The following is a 19,022-nucleotide window of genomic DNA, read 5'->3' as shown; positions in this document are numbered from 1 at the left end:
ATCAGACAATACCCTGATCCATCATGGCGTCCGCCACCTTGACAACCCCTGCGATATTGGCACCGTTCAGGTAATTGCCGGGGGTTCCGTACGCTTCAGCCACATCCAGGCAGGCGTGGTGGATGCTTTGCATGATGCCTTTGAATTTGGCTTCAACTTCATCCCGGGACTATTTAAGGTACATAACCCACTTCCGATCAGCTGTTTGCGCCCTAAAGTGATGATAACCGCGGTCGCGTTAAGAAATGTGCCAGCGAGTCAATGCACTGCGGATATAATCCGCACAGATGCGTTCCTGCTCCAGACGGTTTGACTGAAACGTTCCGGAGTTCAGATCCTGGAACAGCGCAATCTCATCTTCGGTTAAATATTGAGGCAAAGAGGGCGCCGGCTGGCGCTCTAAACTCATCCGCGATTCGTGGGCCAGCAGGGTCTCTTTATCCATCATCAGGGCGGATAAATGTTTCACTTTGCTTCTGGCATCGCTTAAAAAGCAGAGCCCCCAGGTGTCAATGTCCCCCCAGTATCCCACATGCTTTTCTTTCAGCCAGACCGCATCCATCCAGGCCACATTTTTGCCGCCGCCGATGACGGCAATGGTATCTTCCATGGGCCGCAGGGCAAGTCCGGGCTCAATGTTTTCCACCACAAGGATATGTTCTGCCGGCAGTTCATAGGTCAAAAGCGTCATATACGGCAATTTCAGAATGGACAGGCCGCCCAGGGCATTTCGGGTGGACTTGTCCAGAGGGCGAATCATAAGCCACCCCGCAGGCCGGGGCATGCAGTCCAACCAGGGCAGAAGCCCGCCGGTCGCGGTGACTGCCCCGCCATGGAGTACATCAAGCAGCTCTTCAATAATCAGTTTATGAGTTTCGATAAACTTGGTGTCCACCCCGGTGACCGGGAGTGCGCGCAGATAAAAGCCTTTCCCCATGCCGGGGGTGAGTTGGGGAAGCAGATCAGCCAGCATACGGGTATCGGCACAAGAGAGTTTCTCAATGAGATCAAGGCGGCGGACCAGTACAGGATACAGAGGGTTTGGCGGAGAAAGTGCTGAGCCGACCTCCAGGATGGGCCTCATGTTGTTTTCCCACAGCCCGACACGGGCCTCCCCCTTTTTCCCCATAAGTTCGGCCAGATCCTGGATGGAGGAGATAACAAGCGCCGCGGGAATGGTTTGGCCTGGAAGCGTCTGGAAATTGCGGGGTTCCCACTGAACCATCTCCTGAAAGGGAAAGGCCTTCCAGGCATTTACAAAGGCCAGGTAATGGGCCATATCCGCCACAGCCTTTTTGCCGTCCGGCGGTTTCAGTCCCAGCCGGATGGGGAATTTTTTTTCACCGGAGAGCCGTGCTTTAAGATGTGCCCAGTGATCCCATTCCCGCTTTTTGATCAGCTGCACCGCATGATCCGGCAGCATCCCCCATCCGGGCGTCATGGTATCTCCCCGCCCAAAGGCTCAATCTCAATGCCCAGTGCCTCGGCCTCGGCTGCCAGTTGCTGTGCCCTTTCTTCATTCATCCGGTCGATCTCCTCCCAGGTGACCTCGCAGAACCTGCTGTCATGGTGTTCCGGGTCTTTTTCCACGATAATAAGAGAGCGGGCTGACTCCCGGGCCAGATTTAAATTTTTATACGGGGTGATCAGGTTGATATGCACATCCAGCTCCCGGAACACCCGCAGCACCCGCCGGCTAACAGCTTCGGCCGTATTGGAAAATGCCTCGTCAAGAAAAACCGTGCAGTACACGGGCCGATCCTGCCCATCTGGTGTTAATACATAGGCCAGACTGGCTGCCACAATGGTGCCGGCAAAGGACTCTTTTTCTCCGCCGGATTTACCGCTGGAGGAGCGCAAAACATCACGCACCTCCCTGGTTGCCGCATCAATCTCCTCGGCATAAAAGGACATCTGGTAGCGGGGATCAAGAAGCCGCTGGCTCTCCAGGTTGCCCGAGGTTCCCGGCGCACTGGCCTTGTCCAGAATCTCAACCACCTGGGCAAGTTTAAGATACCTGACTTCATGGTCATTGCGGGTGACCTGGCTCAACACCTGTCTGAGCTGGTTTTCAAAATCAATCACATGGGGGTATCTCTCCCTGGCCGCCCCGAGCCTGAGATAGGAGCCGGCCATGAATTCCGTCCGCCTGAGTACCTCGTTGATGGTTTCAATCCGTTCAAGGATCTCGTCCCGCTCAGATGCCAGCTTGGCACTGATATTGGCCAGGGACTGGGTGGCGTGTTTGTTCAGCCGCAGGACAAACTGATCCACCAGATGGGGCAATCCCTCCTTTTCAAGCTGGCTCAGATGCTCCAGATAATCGGGCAGGCTTTTAATGTCGCTGCCCCAGTCAACGGTGAGGGCCTGCCACTTTTCATTGGTCCTGAATGCAGACATGATGCCGATAGCCTTTTTTTCTGCATTCCCCTTTTTATTTCTCTGGCGCTCCAGCTCGTTTTCCAGCTTGCCTTCATTTTGCTGGCGGATGGCGGATTTGCGTTTCAGGTCATCCATGGTCACAGCCCCCACCCGACCTGCCAGACGCTCTTTTACAGAATCGGCCAGGGGCTGTTCTGCAGCGTCCCGGCAGGTGTCATGGGAATTCTGGGCGGTTTCAAGCTCCTTTTGTATACCGCCTTTTTCTCCGTGGAGGGTGTCCAGTTCACCCTGAAACTGTTCAACTTGTATTTGGGCCTCCTGGTGCCGGGCTTCGGCCTGTTTTAAATCGCTACCCGCCCGGGTCAGGTCTTCAAGCTCCTGTTCCAGTCCCTGGCATTTCAACCGCCGGGACGGGGCATCAATGTCGTGCCAGCCAAAATTCTTCAGCTTCTCCCACAGATTTTTTTCCGCCTGGACCTGTTCCATATCATTTTTAATCCGTTCCAGTTCTTTGTCCATCCGGTTAAGTTCCAGAAAAAGTGTCTGTTTATCTGATTTTAAAACAGCAAGCCGGGCTTTGTTGGAAAACCCCATGCACCACTGGCGCCGGTCATCGATTTTATATTGATCCTTTTTTTCAAACCGGCCCGGATTCAGGTGAACAAGCCCCTGCCGGGTCATGGAAAAAGGCGTCTGATCAAGAGCCGCCGTATCAGACACACAGCTTAAGTCAAATTTTTCCAGATGTTTTTTCAGCCACTCCCGGTACGGGTGGGTTCTCCAGACCAGTTTCTTCAGATACCCGTCGGATTTGAATGCGGCAGCTTTCTGTGTTGTCCCGGTCTCCTGGGGCTCAAGCACCTGAACACGCACATGAAGCCCGGTATGGCGGGTATTCAGCCACCGGGTGACCATGGAGGAGATGTCACGGGGAACGGCCAGGGTCGTTCTCAAGCCCCCCAGTGCCCGTTCAACCGCCCCCTGCCAGCCGCGCTCCTCATCTTTGATGTCGATCAGTTCCCCGATGAACATCAGCTCTTGTCTGTCCATATCAAGGGATTTTGCCAGTTCATCGCGCATCTGCTGAAATTTTACAGAAATGTTGGAGTCGGGCCTAGTCTCCATTTCCCGGATCTCTTCAGCAAGAAGCAGGTGTTCCTCCCGGTAGCGGTCACGTTTTCCGCTGATAGTTCCCAACTGGTCCATGGCTTCGTCGGTTCGGGTTTTAATCTGTGCCATGGCGGATTCGGCTTTGGACTGGTTCTCAATGAACTGTTTCTCCTCCAGGGTCCGGGAAAGGCCCAGCTTTCCGGCATCACCCTGGTAACGAGCAGCGGCCTGCACCACCCGGTCAAGATCTGCCCGGGCATGTTTCAGCTCGGTTTTGATGTTTTCAATCTTGTCCCCGCCCAGCTGCAGATACTTTTCACGCCAGCGCTCCGCCCGGGTTGCCGCCTCTTTTTTCTGGTCCTCCACACGCGTTATCTGCAGTGAAAGGGTATGGAGCAGCTCCTTGATTTCAAGGAGCTTCTGCTGCCAAAGCCGGAGAAAAATATGTCCTAAATAGACCGGAAGACCCTGTTTTTCTTCTGTCAGATGCTCAAAGGTCACACAAGCATCTTTAATCGTTTTGTCCAGTTCCGGCAATGGTTCCAGAAGCGATGCCTGGGCCCTGGCATCGGAGAGCCGGTCGTGGATGGCCACCAGGTCGCCGAATTCCTCCACTACCTTGCGGGCATCGGTCTTTACATAACTTGGCTCAAGCACCAGCTCCCGGATCAGCCGGGTCAGATCATCAATTTTTTTCAGGCCAAGTGCCCTGGAAAGAAGCGCCGGGGCATTTTTATTGTCCATGGAGAGCAGTTTCTGGTAATGGCTCTGGTACTCTGAAAAATTGTCATCACAGCAGATCGCATCCGGGTCGCTCTTCAGCCACTGTTTCAGGGTTCGGGCTCCGCCCTGGCCGAAATTGTCCAGTATCTCCTTTAAGGTCATATTGCGTCGGCACACCACATACATGCGTTTGACATCGGAAAGGGCATTGGTGGACTGGGTGGTCCAGAACAGGGCGGCCAGGGTCACCATGACCCCGTCATCGGACCTGTACAGCGCCCGCAGCCCGCTGACCACGGCAGTTTCCCGCATGCTTTTCACCCGGGTCCCGGAGCCGTCATGGGCAGACCCGTAACTGCCCCTCATGTATGAGAGCAGGGAACGGTCGGTCTTGTCACCCTGGGCGGCGGCCACATTGAATGCAGTCCGGCCCGCCGGAAGCAGCAGGGCCATGAGCCCGTCAATGAGCGTGGTCTTACCCGAGCCGTTATCCCCTGTGATCAGCGTGCCCAAAGGATCAATCCGCACGGTGTGAAGTTCATTGAACGCACCCCAGTTGAATACGGAAAGTTCGGCAAGCCGGATCTGACCCGCCCGGAACAGGGGCGCTTCAACGGTCTGGCGCGGTTTTACCTGAAACAGGAGGCCTGTGTCACTGTCCGGCCCATGATGCATCATGGATAAATCCTTTTTTTATGGTTGTTCAATGCCCGGGTCAGGGGCTGCTGTGGATGGTTCTGCCTCCAGGGCCAGCCGTTCATACTCCTTAAGCATGGATTCAAGGAATTCAGCACTGACCACATAGCGGATGATGGGCGTGATTTCAAATCGTTCAAGGCTTCCTCTGACCGTGCTTAAAATCCGGCTGCTCACCATTTTCTGCAGCGCGCCGTTCAACTTGCGCCGGTCTGTCCGGGCACTGTTGGTCAACGGCAGGAAGGGCGTCAGATCTGATTCAATTTTTTCAATATCCACAATGATCTTCTGCTCACCGCACAGCTCCCGGCTTTGATAGTATTTGCGAAGCACAAGCAGAAGAAGCGTGTCATAAAGCGGCAGCACCCTTCGGGAAATAAGGGAGTACTGTTCGTCCTCATTCACGTCATCTTCCCTTGCTTCAACAGCATCCCCGGCCAACTGGCAATGCTCACTCTGCATGCCTGCAATAAAGGCCACGCCCGATTTTTCATCAAGCACAAGGGTGAGATAGACATCTGACAGGTGCTGCCGTATTCGGGTTTCATACCGGCAGACCGCTTCAAACAGCTTTGCCTTCCGGGCAGAGAGAATGACACCCTGGCGCAACAAAAAGACAAGGGCCCGCCGGGCTTCGGCCGGCATGGCCGCGTGGGTTTGCCGGCCGTTTTCATCGGCAGCAGGATCTTGTGCTGCATCTGAAGAAAAGTTGCCGCCCATTTCGCCTGGTGGCGGGATTGAATCCGGGCTGTCATCCGGCGCAGTATTTTCAAGTCTCATCCGGTCTAAAAAACTTTGGGGTTCAGGCGTTTCCCGAATCAGTTCATTGGGATTGGATTTTTTCATGGTTCCTTTGCCGATCATTTTTAAGAATTAAATGTTCAGATTATCAGGATTTTCCGGGAACAGTTCCGCACTGAGCAGAAAGCATGGAATTGATGCCCGCATGAAATGGCCCTGTTTATCGCGCAGCTCAATTTTTTCCTGTCTGTCCATGGACGCGGCGCCTACGGCCTTTGCCACTCGCAGGAAGGCCACAAGCTCTTCAAGTCCGGCTGTCAGCGGATGAATGGCGGCTATCTCCCCGATGGTCATGGGGCCGTGCCGGGCGAGCGCGGACCGTGCCTTTTCGGCCACATGGCGAATCCGAACCGTGTCTAAAATATTGAGCATTTCAAAGCTTGGCTTGTCGGAATTCTTTTTTTCCCGGATACCGGATGTATCTAATTTCTCATCCGGGGTCCTTAAACGCATTTTTTCAGGAGAGTTAATCTGCACCGGCCCCACAGGCAGGGACAGGCGGGTAAGGCATCTTGGATTCAACGACCGTTCCCGTAACGCCACAGCCGTCCTTTCCAGCCTGGAAAGCAGCCGGTCCACAGCCAGGTTCTCCCTGGCCCAGCCGCTTTCAATGTAATTTCTCAAGCCCTCTTCGGTCCGTCGCCTGATCTTGAAAACCCGGTCGCTCTCCCGGGTCAGCTCCCGCATGAGCTGGGTGAGAAAATGTTTCTGGGGTGGGGTCAGGTGGTCTGCAGCGGGCTGATTTAACACCGTGCGCAGCTGGTCCCGGAACTCCATGGACCGGTTCTGCTCGCACAGCAGCTGGAAAAATCCTTCGAATGCTCTTCCGGCATCTGTATTCTCAAGCACGGTCTCCTGCTCCATGACAGACTGCAGCACATCCCCGCGGGTGGTGTCCGCCTCTATGATTTGAACGCGAAGGGACTGGTCAAGCATCCGGATTTCATCTTCCACACGGCGAAAGTCTCCGGGCAGCACCGATGCCAGCTGATAAATCTCACGAATTCTCTCTGCCTGCTCTGCCGCAGACAGTTCAACTATAACGCCTGCGTGCAGCTGGTCAATTTCGTACTGGATCGCCGCCTTTTTTTCTTCCAGCAGGACCAGGCGCTCCTCGGGGTTGGTACTGATAGCCACCAGCAGTTCCCGGACGGCCTCCTGGACAATCCGCAGGTGCGAGGCCGTAGTCACATTGGCCTTTTCATCCAGGCTTTTGCAAAAACGAAGCGCGATCTCTGCCGCCTCTGTTTTGGAGAGCATGTCGTCCATCTCCCGAAGCCAGCCCGCTTTGATCCACAGGTTAAGGTAGACCCCGGCACTGGTATCGGTTTCCCATACGCCAAGCTCCCCAAGCCGGATCAGTTCCGCATCAAGGTCGATCCTGGCCCGACTGAAAGGCACTTCGCTTTCCTCGGCAAAAATAGAGGCAAGAAAGGACAGGATGATCGGGGCATTGTCCGCCCGGAGAAGTTTCCAAGCCTTGCTGTCATCAAAAATTCGACGATATTTTGCTTGCAGCCCAGTGAAGTTCAATCTGCGTTTCCTGTTTTGTCACGATTTGTGCATTTTTGCTTTATTTTTCCCCGCCTCCAGGCACTCACTTGCCCCTGGAACCTCTTTTATCAGAAATGACTTTGTTTACTCAAACGATTTTACGCTTACAGCAGGTTAGATGCGATGGCCAACACCCTGAAAACAAGATCTATCGCCACCTGGCATTGACCGAAGATAAAGATGTGTTCGCGTTGATGGCTGGTGCTGATCTCATCCGAAACACCTTTTTCAAACGCCAAATTCACCTATATGAAATTTGTAACGGAAAATCAGGAAAGTACAGTGAAGAGTGTAAATTCTGTTCGCAATCAAAATTTCATACGTCGGATATTGACGTCTATGGCTTGATGCCCAAAGCTCAACTTCAGAAAGGGGCATACGGACTTATGGATACATACCGGCACTATGGCGCAAAAAAAAGGATGATTCGATTTATACGTTCGAGTTATCGATAGAGTATGTTAAAATAAATGATGATTGCCGAACGTAACATCTTTTCGGCACGTTCCCTTCCTGTATGGGGGGAGGACTAAGGGGAAGGAACCCCATCAAGGTGAAGTTTTTTTTAAACGTCATAAAAATTTGAACATAAAAAAATGCCGTTAAACAAAAAAAATAAATTTTTATGGTTTACAGGAATCTCGCTTCTGCTCACATTCATTTTCTTTTTATCTATCATGGCGATTTTCTGGTGCAGGCTCCCCTCCTCAAGCCAGGACTTTTTATTTAAAATCATCAAAGAAAATGGGGTCTACTTTTTTATCAGCTTCATTTTATTTTTTGAGCTCATCGGCTTCACGATCTATGCTTTTTTGAATAATTTTTTTATTCCTTTGACAAAAATCCCTGATGAAATATCCGTAATTTTGACGGTTAATTCTTCCCACCGGATCAATATCGAAGCCGGAAACGAAATTTTAGCGATCTCAAAAGCCATAAACCTTTTTGCGGATCATTACGAAACGCTGCAGAAAAATATAAAAGAAGAGATAAACAGAAAAAGAGCCGAACTCGAAATAGAAAAAAATATGCTCGCATTATTTTTTGACGAGCTCCCGCAAGGCATAATCGCCTGCAACACCGAAGGAGAGATAAATCTTTTCAACAAAAAAGCCAAAATCTTAGAGGCTCAAAACCATATTATCGGAATCGGCAGATCTATTTTTGATATTATCGATAGAGATATAATAACAAATGCGCTTTATGAAATAAACGTGAAAAAACTTAAGAATCATGCAGCGGCATCGTCTTCTTTCATAACCTTAAGCCCCGGCAATGTTTTGATACAGGCGGACATCTCGCCGATAACGGATCGGCGTGACAATTTTGCCGGCTTTATGGTCGTTTTTTATAACATAGGAAAAGACTTTGAGCTTTACGCAAAAATTGACAACATCTTCAAATCCACCGCAAACAAGATTCTTACTTATCTCGATAAGATAAAAAAAGAGAACATGACAACACCGGAGATCGCCGCCATCGAAGAAAATTTAAAAAAATCCGAACAAGACTATATCGAGAAGATAAAAGAGCGTCTGCCGTTTCTGGTGGTTTCAGACAGGGACATCATAACTACTATCCAGAAAAGAGCCGGAGAAAAGCTTAACATATCCCTAAAGCCCGAGTTCCCGGCTCATATAAACTGGATAAGGATCGAAACTTACTCTTTTATTAATGCTTTTTTATCTATTTTGACGATTTTCAAAAATAAGACTTTTAAAAAAACGTTTAACTGCAAGCTTTTTAAAGAGGCAAATTTTCTGGCAATTTTTTTTCATATTCCGGATGCCGAGAAAAATTTGGATATTTTTAAAGATGATAATTTTTTTTTAACGCTGAAAGATTTTGTGAACTATCATGAGGCGCAAATCAGTTTAAGTTTTAATGAAAAGAGCGAAAAAGGGCTAAAAATTCTGATACCGCTTGCAGAGATGAAAGAGCCGGAGGGTGTGCGCAACATCGTGATTGAGCGAGAGGCCTACGAGCGGCCGGATTTTTTCGATTTCGATCTTTTTACAAAGCGGAAAACCGATTCCAAATTAAATGATATGCGTTTAAAAGATATCGTGTATACGGTTTTCGATACGGAAACGACCGGTCTAGATACCAGAAATGACGAAATAATTTCGATAGGCGGGGTCAGAATCGTAAACGGCAGGATTTTATGCGGAGAAAAATTCGACCAGCTTATAGACCCGAAAATGAACATTCCGCTCGAATCTGAAAAATTTCACGGCATAAATGATGAGATGGTTAAGGGAAAGCCCGATATAAAAGAAATTTTGCCGCTTTTTTATAAATTTTCCAAAGATACGGTTTTGGTGGCGCATAATGCGGCATTCGATATGAAGATGTTTTCTATGAAAGAGGCCCAAACCGGAATAAAGTTTGACAACCCGGTTTTAGACACCCTCCTGCTTGCCCTAATAGTTTATCCTATGCACGAAAAACATAATATGGCGGCTATCGCGAGTTTTGCCGGCGTTGATATTGTGGGACGCCACACAGCTATCGGCGATGCCTCGGCAACGGCCGGGATCTTTCTTAAGCTTATTCCGCTTCTTGCTAAAAAAGGTATTCACACTTTAAATGACGCGATCAACGTCTCTAAAAAGACTTTATACTCAAAACTGAAATATTAAAATTGATTCATCAGCCATGGAGCAGTTTGAACTGGATCAGGAATACCAAGATGCCTGCAATATAGCCAAGCATTGCCAGCTGGCTGATTTTTTTCACATACCAGAAAAAGTTAATTTTCTCCAGGCCCATGGCAGCAACGCCTGCCGCCGAACCAATGATCAGCAGAGAGCCGCCGGTTCCTGCACAGAAGGCCAGGAAGGTCCACAGGAAATTATCCATGGGAAATTGATGCATATCATACATCCCCATAGATGCGGCCACCAGAGGCACATTGTCAATGATTGCACTGATGACACCGATAAACGCAACGATAATGCTTTGTTGACCAATGGTCTTGTTGAGCCAGGTTGCCAGTGCCGTCAGAATATGGGTATTTTCCAGGATTGCCACAGCCAGCAGAATACCGACAAAAAAGAGAATGGATGCCATATCTATTTTGGCCAGGGCATGCACTATGGTCAGATGCTGCTTTTCTTCGTCGGGTTTCTCCTTGTGGACAAGCTCTGCCACCAGCCAGAGAACGCCAAGACCGGTCAGGATTCCCATAAACGGCGGCAAATGGGTTATCTCCTTGAACACCGGCACCATGACCAGTGCTCCTAAGCCGACAGCGAACACCAGGTCCCGTTGGAACTTTGTGGTTGTCCCGGAGCCATTCTTTTCTGCTTTTTCCCCACAGACTTGCCTTTGAGCATAAAGCTGACGACAATCAGGGGAATAGCAAGATTTGCGACGGACGCCAAGAATACCGATTTGATGATCCCTAATGAAGAGATCTGGCCCCCGATCCACAGCATGGTCGTGGTAACATCACCAATGGGAGACCAGGCCCCACCTGCGTTGGCGGCAATAACAATAATTCCTGCAAAAATCAGGCGGTCCTCGTGATTATCCAATAGTTTTTTGGTCAATGATACCATGACAATGGTGGTGGTCAGGTTGTCCAGCATGGCGGAAAGAAAAAAGGTGACAATCCCGATGAGTACAATCAGAACACTCTGACTGGTGGTGGTAATCCGGGAGGTAATCACCTCAAATCCGTCATGGGCATCCACCAGCTCAACAATGGTCATGGCACCAAGCAGAAAAAAGATAATCTGGGCTGTGGCTGCAAGATTCTCATTGAGCTGTTCTGTCACCAGATGGTGATTTCCTGTGGCAACAGCGTAAATCGTCCACATGATGCCCGCGCCCAGCAGGGCGGAGGCTGACTTGCTTACCCTGAGCGGATGCTCAAAGGCGATGGCAGAATAGGCCAAAACAAAGACAACAATTAATAGCGTATGCATAACGCCTCCTTAAACTAAAAAAAACCGCAAGTACAAGATCGTAATTTTTTGCCGGGTCAATAAATGTATTTAAAAAGTATGCATTTTTCTCTACAATGCCCAGCCAACTTCTAAATAAACAAAAGGAAACTCAATATGTTTGACTACCCCCTATACCTGAAACAGCTGACGGCAGGAGAGCCGGTCAACAACCCTTTTCTGGATTTTTTACAGATCAAGGCCGAGACGGTTGAAAAAGGATATGCCCGGTTCAGCATGAAAATACGCCCCGAATTTCTCCAGGGTGCCGGGATCATGCAGGGCGGTTTAGGCATTGCCCTGTCCAGTGAAGCAGCGGCCCATGCGGTGATGAGTACCATGGCACCAGGCGAAAATCTGACAACCATAGAATTGAAAAACAACTTTCTTTCCATGGCGTCCCAGGGCCGCCTGACTGCTGAAGCCACGGTGTTCAAACGGGGCAGGACCCTTGTTTTTGTGGACTGCACAGTCAAAGATGACACAGGAAAATATATTTCAAAAAGCAGCGCCACCCTGATGATAATTCCACCCAAGACAGATTAATGAAAAAAGGCCGTACCTGAAAAACGCTCAGGTACGGCCCAGGCCTATATCATTGTTTGATTTCATAAAAGAGATCTTTGTCGGCAAAGGTTTTGGCGTTTCCGGCATAATGGTTGGAGGAATTTTTCATCATCTGTTTAATTTCTTCTTTGTTTTCATAGGTCTTTTTCACCTTTCCCGGGGATCCGATGACAAGGGAATATGGCGGAATAATAGTTTTTTCCAGCACCACCGCACCTGCGGCGACAACAGATCCGGTGCCGATAACCGCCTGATTCATCACCGTGGCACCCATACCGATCAGGCAGTCGTCTTCAATGGTGCAGCCATGGAGACAGCACTGATGCCCAACGGTAACACCGTTACCGATCGTTAAAGGGATCCCCGCATCCGCATGGCACATGGAAAGATCCTGGATATTTGTTCGTTCACCGATGGTGATGGTGGCGGTATCCCCCCGGACAACCGTTTGAAACCAGACCGAAGAGTCCCGGCCGATATTTACATCACCAATAATTTGAGCCGTTGGCGCAATAAATACGGAATCATCAATTTTAGGCTGGATATTTTTGAATACGTATAAAGTCATTCTCTCTCTCCTTATCATCATTTTATTGAATTTGTTCTGTTCAAAGTTTATATTCTAAATTTGCTAATTTAATACCTGCCGTTTCAAAAGTACAACCCAGAAAAGGAAAAATTATGTCAAAAGAATACGATGTGGCGATTATCGGGGCAGGCACAGCCGGACTGACAGCCCAGGAAGAGGTGGTCAAACACACGGATAACTATGTGCTCATTGATGACGGCCCCCTGGGCACCACCTGTGCAAGGGTGGGCTGCATGCCATCCAAGGCGCTGATTGCGGTGGCCGATGACTTTCACAAATGCAGTTTTTTTGATGAATACGGCATTGACGGCGCCAAAGGCCTGATCCCGGATCATCAAAGGATCATGGCGCGGGTCCGGTCCATGCGGGATGAATTCTCAGGCGGCGTGATCCAGGAGATGTCCGGGTTCATGGATAAGGTGATCCGGAAAAGGGCCGAATTTCTGGACCCCAATACCCTGGATTTAGGAGATGAAACCATCCGTGCCAAAAGCATTATCATCGCCACCGGCTCAAAGCCCTTTATACCTGATTCCTGGCTGCCGTTTAAAGAATTTATAATCGACACGGACCAGTTCTTTGAACTGGAAACCCTGCCCAAAACCATGGCCGTGTTTGGGTTGGGTGCCGTCGGCATTGAGCTGGGCCAGGCCCTGCACCGATTAGGGGTCCGGGTGACAGTTATCAGCCGCCGTAAAACCGCAGGGGGCCTGACCGACCCCAAACTTGCCGAATATGCCTTTGATCATTTTTCCAAGGAGATGCACATTGAGCTGGGCACCGCGCAAATTCTGGGCAAAACCCCAACCGGTCTTGAAGTGGGATGCGGCAGTAAACGCTGGTCTGTGGACCGGGTGCTTATTGCCACGGGCCGACGGCCCGGGCTTCAAGATTTAAACCTTAAAAACTTAAAGGTTGACCTGGATGCCAAAGGGATGCCGGTCTTTAATCCTGAAACCTTGCAGGTAGGAGACCTGCCCGTGTTTTTGGCCGGGGATGTGAACGGGCTTAAACCCGTTCTCCATGAAGCCGCCGATGACGGCACCATTGCAGGATACAACGCCTGTGCCGGTACCATGGCCCGGTTTAAAAAACGAATACCGCTGCAAATCACCTTTTCTTCACCGGATATTGCCATTGCAGGCCTCTCCCACAAAGCCCTGACGGAAAAAGGCATTGATTATGTGGTGGGCGAGGCCTCCTGGGAAGAACTTGGAAGGGCCAGAATGATGCTCGGCAAAGCTGCCGGGCGGGCCAGAATTTACGCCGAACCCCAAAAGGGGCGGCTGCTGGGTGCAGAGCTCATGGCGCCGGCCGGCGAGCATATGGCCCATCTTCTAGCCCTGGCCATGGGAGCGAATCTGACAATCAAAGAAATTCTGGGCATGCCCTTTTATCACCCCGTGCCTGAAGAGGCGCTTTTGGATGCTTTTCTCCAGATCGCTACACAAATCACCGATCCTGTCTCCATGCCAATCCTGCAAAGAATAAAGGGCAAGCCCCATGGCTAATAAAACAAAAGACCCGCTCAACCTGTTTTTGTCTGATGCCCGCGCCAGGGCCCAAGCCCACGATATTGATATGCTGGTTTTCGGAAACGAAGCAGCAGACCTGGATTCCGTGGTTTCTGCCATTGGTTTGGCCTGGGTACTGAGAACCGGCCAAAAACCCTGTGTGACATTGCCTTTGATCCCCATTAAAAGGGATGATTTCCGCCTGAAAACAGAAAGCCGGTGGGTACTCTCCCAGACAGGTGTTGATGCGGAAAACCTTTTTTTCCTGGACGATATCCAGCCATTGGACAGACTCATGTCCCGGGTCAGGGAATTTGCCCTGGTGGATCATAACCGGTTGACAAATGGTTTTTCAAAATACAAAGAAAAAGTCATGCGTATCATGGATCACCATGAAGACTTAAAGCTGTATCCCAATGCCCTGCGCCGGATTGAACCCGTTGGTTCCTGTGCCACCCTGGTGGGCGAAGAGTTGATCCACGGCAGTAGAGGGGAAATACCCCGAAGCCTGGCCGCCCTTTTGCTAGGGGCTATTCTGATTGATACCGTCAACCTTGACCCCGAAGCCGGACGGGCAACCCCCAGGGACCATGAGATGGCAAGGCATCTGCAACCCATCGCCGGCCTGGAAACAGACAATTTTTACCAGGGAATTCGCGCAGCCAAATCAGACATCAGTGAAATGGGCACAAGGGACCTGCTCAGACGAGACTGTAAGACATTTCGATTCAACAAAGTAAGCTGCACCGTTGCATCGGTGCCTTTGGCCCTTGAACAATGGATGATCAGGGACAATGGTCTTGCCAACGGGATTGAAAGCTATGCCGGCGAAATTCAGGCAGATATTTTAATGACCATGAACACCCAGCGCACCCCTGAATTTTCAAGGGGGATTGCCGTGTTCTGCAAATCCCCCGTTCTTTACACAACCATTTTTGCCATACTGACATTGAACCTTGACCTGGAAATAATTCCCCCGCCCCAAGGCTTTAACTGCGGAGACGTTCATTTTTACCGCCAGGGAAACCTCAACCTGTCCAGAAAAAAACTTGAGCCGATACTGGACCGGTATTTTTCAAACCTTGAGCAACCGTATTAAGCTCTGGAGATATATTTTCTGGTTTCTGTATTGACCTTGACCATCTCTCCGATTTCAAGATATTCAGGCACCTGGATCTCAACCCCGTTGGAAAGGGTGGCAGGTTTTGTTCGGGCCGTCGCGCTGGCCCCTTTCATGCCCGGAGCGGTTTGTGTGATTTCAAAAACAAGGGAGGCGGGAATTTCAATGGCCACCAGATTGCCGTCAATGAACATGCCCACAATATCTTCCATGCCGTCCGTGAGCCAGACCAGCTCATCTTCAATATTGTCTTGGGAAATCAGATACTGACCATATTCCACACTGTCCATGAACACATGCAGGTCCCCGTCCGGATAGAGGTACTGGACAGGTTTTCTTTGCAGGCCCACATCATCAAGCATATCATTGCCTTTGTATGATTCTTCATATTTCTGGCGGGTCTTGATACTGCTGAACCTGACTTTGTAAAGGGTGACAGCCCCTCTTGCCGACGGGGTTTTTACATCAATATGTTTAACCAGATACGGTTCACCGCCGATGTCCACCACCTGGCCCTTTTTTAAATCACATGCTTTTGGCATACATGCCTCTCCTAAAATAAAACTTCATTGCTCTTATAAAATTTACGCTTAGACCCTCAGGCCCCAGACTTTTTTGCCTGTTTACCAGCCCAAGGGAGTTAAAGCAAGTTTATATTGCCAACCGGCCAGGGTTTGAACTCCAACTTAAGGAACTCAAATATCGTTTTTGGAATTATCGTGGTAGTCCTCTGGTGCTCCCTGCTTGATCTGCGATATTGAAATTTCAGGCCCAAAAACAAACTAATTTTTCAAAACCCAAAGATATTTATTTTGCATATTGTGTTGGGGTTATTGACAACACTCTGTATGCGTTGGTATTATATCCAACATGAAAGCAGAATTGATATTAAAAGACCGCCATATAATCTCTGAAACATCTTTTGTAGAGTTGATTGTATGGCGTCTGCCAACACCGCTTTCCGGGAGCAGACATAATTTTAAATATCGTCTGGCGTTTATAGTAGAGAGCGTCTGTGTTCTTCGATACGACAATGAAACAGGCAAAGGGGATGATAAGCATATTGGCGATAAAGAAATGCCGTATGAATTTACAACTCCAAAAATTTTAATTCGGGATTTTTGGAAAGATGTAGACGACTGGAGGGGATAAAATGAAAATCGTAACATTAGGAATATCATCACGAAAAGAAATTGAGAATCGGTTTCTGGCAGCTTTTGACGGCGAGGACCAAGGGGCTTTTATCAGTTTTGAGACCCCTGCTCTACTTTTTAAAATTATTTCTGGCAAGCGGTGGGAACTTATTCAAAATATGACAGGGGCCGGGCCTTTGTCTATCCGTGAAGCTGCCAGACGATTGGGCCGGGACGTTAAAGCCGTCCATGGTGACGTCCATGCGCTTCTGAAAGCCGGAATTTTGATAAAAACAGAAAGCGGTCAAATAGAACTTCCTTTTGACGCTATCCATGTGAATTTTGTTCTGGAAGCCGCATGACCGTTTTTGATTTTCAACAAAAGATTTAAAAGAGTTGATGATGACAAACAAAAGCTGAAAAGATTTTTAGATGCCTAATATCATGATATTATAGCAAATTTTCACCCTAACGTTTTGAAGTTCAGAAAAAAATATAAGATTGTATCTCACAAAGATTCAGGGTTTGTTTGAATTATTCGTCATCACCCCCAAACAGGGAAAGTCTGGGGGAGTCATTTGACCAAAAAACCGGAGCCTATCCGCTGGGTGGTCTTCACCTCAGACCATTGATTTGATCTTCCCCAAGTTTTCGATCCAGGTCACCAATAACAAAAGTAGCCAACGCCGCTTCAAAATTGGCTTGGGAGTTCTTAAATACCATTAAGGCGCTCTTTTTGTGGAAGTTAAATCTGACTTTAAATACGGTTTCTAAATTATCAATTGCCAAGAGCATAGCCTTTTGATAGCAGATGAACAGTTTTGATCTTGATACATCAGATTCTTTCTATTAATGCCAGACACCTCAAGGAGTGACCATGAGTAAAAAAATAAGTGGTTCAGAATATCCAATTTTTAAGATTTTTAGTTCTGAGTTTGATTATGTTATTCCTTCTTATCAACGTCCATATGCTTGGACGACTGAGGAGGCATCGGAATTGTTCGATGATTTATTTGACTTTTATAAACAGGAAAAAGATGATGGATATTTTCTTGGCAGTATTGTTCTTATAAAAGAGGAAATTAAACCTAATGCAGAAGTGATTGATGGTCAGCAGCGTTTAACTACCTTAACAATTCTATTGGCGGCCTTGACGAGTTTTTTTGAAGGAGAGTTACGCATTGATTATTCAGGATATATTCGTGAACCGGGGAAACAGTCTCAAGGGTTAGCCTCAAAACCTCGCTTAGCACTCAGAGAAAGAGATAGGACGTTTTTTTCCTATTATGTTCAGGACTTGCATTTCGATGAGTTAATTGCTCTTGATCCCCAAACCCTTCCTAATGAAGCACAGAAAAATATTTACAAAAATAGTATGTTATTGCTGGATAAACTTAACGAAACATTCGACGGGGATGTTAATGCACTGAGTGAGTTTGGTGCTTTTATAATCCAACGTTGTTATTTGGTTGCGGTCTCAACCCCGAGTCAGAAATCAGCTTTTCGAGTTTTTTCAGTTATGAATAGTCGGGGGCTCGATCTTTTACCAACCGATATCATTAAAGCTGATGTTATAGGTAAAATTGCATCAGAAAAAGACAAAGAGCTTTATAACGAAAGATGGGAAGAGATGGAGGTCCAGGCTGGCAGAAATGAATTTAATGATTTATTTAGTTATATTCGGATGATTTTCGCCAAATTCAAACCTAAAAAGGCCATTCTTGATGAATTTCGGGCTCATGTTATTCCACAGGCAAAATCTCCTGAAGATTTGATTGAAAATATTCTGGAACCGTTTACTGATGCTTTTATGACTGCAAAAAAGTGTCAATATAAATCAACTGAAAATGCACAAGATATTAATTTTTTACTCAAATGGCTTAATCGAATTGATAACTCGGACTGGCTGCCTTCTGCAATTTTATTTTTGGCTCAAAAAAGTAATGATTCAGAATATGTTATTTGGTTTTTCAAAAAACTTGAAAGGTTAGCTGCATATCTCCATATTTGTGCCAAAGGTATTAACCAAAGAATTGAACGTTACGCAAAAGTACTTGACGAACTACAGAGTGCACACAGCCTTGACAAACCACTAAATTCAATTGACCTGACCGCTGATGAAAAACAAGAAATGCTTGAAGCACTTGATGGAAGTATTTATGGCTTAACCGCAAGACGAAGAAATTATCTTATTCTAAGGCTTGATTCATTCCTTTCTGATGGTGCAGCCACTTATGATCCTTCACTATTGACTATTGAACATGTCTTACCGCAAACCGTAAATCCTGACAGTGAATGGGCAGAACTTTGGCCAGATGAAGACAACCGGGATATATGGCAACATAGAATTGCCAACCTCGTTCCATTGACCCAAAAAAGAAATTCCAAAGCTCAAAATTATGACTTTGACAAAAAGAAAACCGCTTATTTTGGAGGTAAGAAAGGGGTTTCTTCTTATATTTTGACTACACAGGTATTACATACTGAAAAATGGACCCCGGAGGTTGTTAAAAACCGCCAGGATGATCTCCTTGGCGTTCTTGGTGACAACTGGGATTTAGGTTCTATTTGAGAATTTTCAGGGATCTAATAGGCGACACTTATGTCTATATAACTCGCTCGGCCCTATCCGAAAGCAGCATCCAATAATAGAAGCATTGTGGGGGGATCAGCTCAAATTGCAAACTGCAGGCTATGTCAAAACCGGAATCCCTTCAATGATGGGTTCAGAAGTCCAGACTATTATTAATAATCCGTATGAGCTACTTGAAATCTGACATCGGACGACGGACGATAAATTACATGCGATCGCCCTATGCGCTTGACTGTTATCTATTTTTTTGCGTTAATAACTTTTGTCTGAAGTAACACAAGGACCGTAAA

General features: G+C 48.0%; 17 protein-coding genes and 1 pseudogene. 8 read left to right on the top strand and 10 right to left on the bottom strand.

Annotation, left to right across the window (positions count from 1 at the left end):
- Position 1: 1 nt before the first annotated feature.
- The 5 genes and pseudogenes from DESPODRAFT_RS19525 to DESPODRAFT_RS13030 form a co-directional block, all read right to left on the bottom strand.
- Positions 2-154: pseudogene (locus DESPODRAFT_RS19525) on the bottom strand (NADP-specific glutamate dehydrogenase); the annotation flags it as partial.
- Positions 155-238: 84 nt separating this feature from the next.
- Positions 239-1,441, bottom strand: coding sequence for a DUF3322 domain-containing protein (locus DESPODRAFT_RS13045; protein ID WP_004074047.1), 1,203 nt, complete (start codon positions 1,439-1,441; stop codon positions 239-241).
- Positions 1,438-4,893: an ATP-binding protein gene (locus DESPODRAFT_RS13040; RefSeq protein WP_216594006.1), complete on the bottom strand. Its 3,456-nt coding sequence runs from the start codon at positions 4,891-4,893 to the stop codon at positions 1,438-1,440. The genes DESPODRAFT_RS13045 and DESPODRAFT_RS13040 overlap by 4 nt, the downstream gene beginning before the upstream one ends.
- A 15-nt stretch (positions 4,894-4,908) precedes the next feature.
- Complete coding sequence (locus DESPODRAFT_RS13035) at positions 4,909-5,757, bottom strand: DUF4194 domain-containing protein (RefSeq protein ID WP_216594005.1); 849 nt, start codon at positions 5,755-5,757, stop codon at positions 4,909-4,911.
- Positions 5,758-5,784: 27 nt separating this feature from the next.
- The gene (locus DESPODRAFT_RS13030; protein WP_004074044.1) at positions 5,785-7,245 is read right to left on the bottom strand and encodes a DUF3375 domain-containing protein; all 1,461 of its coding nucleotides are present in this window, start codon (positions 7,243-7,245) and stop codon (positions 5,785-5,787) included.
- Positions 7,246-7,340: 95 nt separating this feature from the next.
- Between DESPODRAFT_RS13030 and DESPODRAFT_RS13025 the strand changes: the two genes are divergently transcribed.
- Together DESPODRAFT_RS13025 and DESPODRAFT_RS13020 are read left to right on the top strand one after the other, a co-directional pair.
- The gene (locus DESPODRAFT_RS13025) at positions 7,341-7,721 is read left to right on the top strand and encodes a biotin synthase BioB (protein ID WP_040015979.1); all 381 of its coding nucleotides are present in this window, start codon (positions 7,341-7,343) and stop codon (positions 7,719-7,721) included.
- A gap of 411 nt (positions 7,722-8,132) precedes the next feature.
- Positions 8,133-9,908, top strand: coding sequence for a 3'-5' exonuclease (locus tag DESPODRAFT_RS13020; RefSeq protein ID WP_245531913.1), 1,776 nt, complete (start codon positions 8,133-8,135; stop codon positions 9,906-9,908).
- A gap of 10 nt (positions 9,909-9,918) precedes the next feature.
- On the opposite strand, the gene DESPODRAFT_RS21500 is transcribed toward DESPODRAFT_RS13020, so the two are convergent.
- Together DESPODRAFT_RS21500 and nhaD are read right to left on the bottom strand one after the other, a co-directional pair.
- Positions 9,919-10,497, bottom strand: coding sequence for an SLC13 family permease (locus DESPODRAFT_RS21500; protein ID WP_280985092.1), 579 nt, complete (start codon positions 10,495-10,497; stop codon positions 9,919-9,921).
- A gap of 11 nt (positions 10,498-10,508) precedes the next feature.
- A complete protein-coding gene (gene nhaD, locus DESPODRAFT_RS21495; RefSeq protein ID WP_280985091.1) occupies positions 10,509-11,198 on the bottom strand; it encodes a sodium:proton antiporter NhaD in 690 nt (229 codons plus the stop codon).
- A 135-nt stretch (positions 11,199-11,333) separates the two neighbouring features.
- On the opposite strand from nhaD, the gene DESPODRAFT_RS13010 reads away from it, so the two are divergent.
- A complete protein-coding gene (locus DESPODRAFT_RS13010; protein ID WP_004074041.1) occupies positions 11,334-11,762 on the top strand; it encodes a PaaI family thioesterase in 429 nt (142 codons plus the stop codon).
- A gap of 49 nt (positions 11,763-11,811) precedes the next feature.
- Here the strand turns inward: DESPODRAFT_RS13010 and DESPODRAFT_RS13005 are convergent, their stop codons facing one another.
- A complete protein-coding gene (locus DESPODRAFT_RS13005) occupies positions 11,812-12,351 on the bottom strand; it encodes a gamma carbonic anhydrase family protein (protein WP_004074040.1) in 540 nt (179 codons plus the stop codon).
- 113 nt (positions 12,352-12,464) lie between these two features.
- Here DESPODRAFT_RS13005 and DESPODRAFT_RS13000 point away from each other — a divergent pair, with 113 nt between their 5' ends.
- A complete protein-coding gene (locus tag DESPODRAFT_RS13000; RefSeq protein ID WP_004074039.1) occupies positions 12,465-13,883 on the top strand; it encodes a dihydrolipoyl dehydrogenase in 1,419 nt (472 codons plus the stop codon).
- A complete protein-coding gene (locus DESPODRAFT_RS12995) occupies positions 13,876-14,985 on the top strand; it encodes a DHHA2 domain-containing protein (protein ID WP_004074038.1) in 1,110 nt (369 codons plus the stop codon). The genes DESPODRAFT_RS13000 and DESPODRAFT_RS12995 overlap by 8 nt, the downstream gene beginning before the upstream one ends.
- Here the strand turns inward: DESPODRAFT_RS12995 and efpL are convergent.
- Positions 14,982-15,548 (bottom strand): elongation factor P-like protein EfpL, encoded by a 567-nt coding sequence (efpL, locus tag DESPODRAFT_RS12990; protein WP_004074037.1) that lies wholly within the window; start codon positions 15,546-15,548, stop codon positions 14,982-14,984. The genes DESPODRAFT_RS12995 and efpL overlap by 4 nt on opposite strands.
- A 328-nt stretch (positions 15,549-15,876) precedes the next feature.
- Between efpL and DESPODRAFT_RS12985 the strand changes: the two genes are divergently transcribed.
- Together DESPODRAFT_RS12985 and DESPODRAFT_RS12980 are read left to right on the top strand one after the other, a co-directional pair.
- Entirely contained in the window at positions 15,877-16,158 is a 282-nt protein-coding gene (locus DESPODRAFT_RS12985) for a toxin-antitoxin system TumE family protein (protein WP_004074036.1), read from the top strand.
- A gap of 1 nt (position 16,159) precedes the next feature.
- On the top strand, positions 16,160-16,501 hold the full coding sequence (locus tag DESPODRAFT_RS12980; RefSeq protein ID WP_004074035.1) for an HVO_A0114 family putative DNA-binding protein: 342 nt from the start codon (positions 16,160-16,162) through the stop codon (positions 16,499-16,501).
- 253 nt (positions 16,502-16,754) lie between these two features.
- Here the strand turns inward: DESPODRAFT_RS12980 and DESPODRAFT_RS12975 are convergent, their stop codons facing one another.
- Complete coding sequence (locus tag DESPODRAFT_RS12975) at positions 16,755-16,928, bottom strand: hypothetical protein (RefSeq protein WP_157488481.1); 174 nt, start codon at positions 16,926-16,928, stop codon at positions 16,755-16,757.
- Positions 16,929-17,016: 88 nt separating this feature from the next.
- On the opposite strand from DESPODRAFT_RS12975, the gene DESPODRAFT_RS12970 reads away from it, so the two are divergent.
- Positions 17,017-18,711 carry a DUF262 domain-containing protein gene (locus DESPODRAFT_RS12970; protein WP_004074033.1) on the top strand — a complete coding sequence of 565 codons (1,695 nt, stop codon included), beginning with the start codon at positions 17,017-17,019 and terminating at the stop codon, positions 18,709-18,711.
- Positions 18,712-19,022 lie beyond the last annotated feature (311 nt).

The sequence above is a fragment of the Desulfobacter postgatei 2ac9 genome (genome assembly GCF_000233695.2).
Lineage (GTDB): Bacteria > Desulfobacterota > Desulfobacteria > Desulfobacterales > Desulfobacteraceae > Desulfobacter > Desulfobacter postgatei.
The sequence above is the reverse complement of the archived record's forward strand: the minus strand, read 5'-3'. Positions and strand labels throughout refer to the sequence as shown.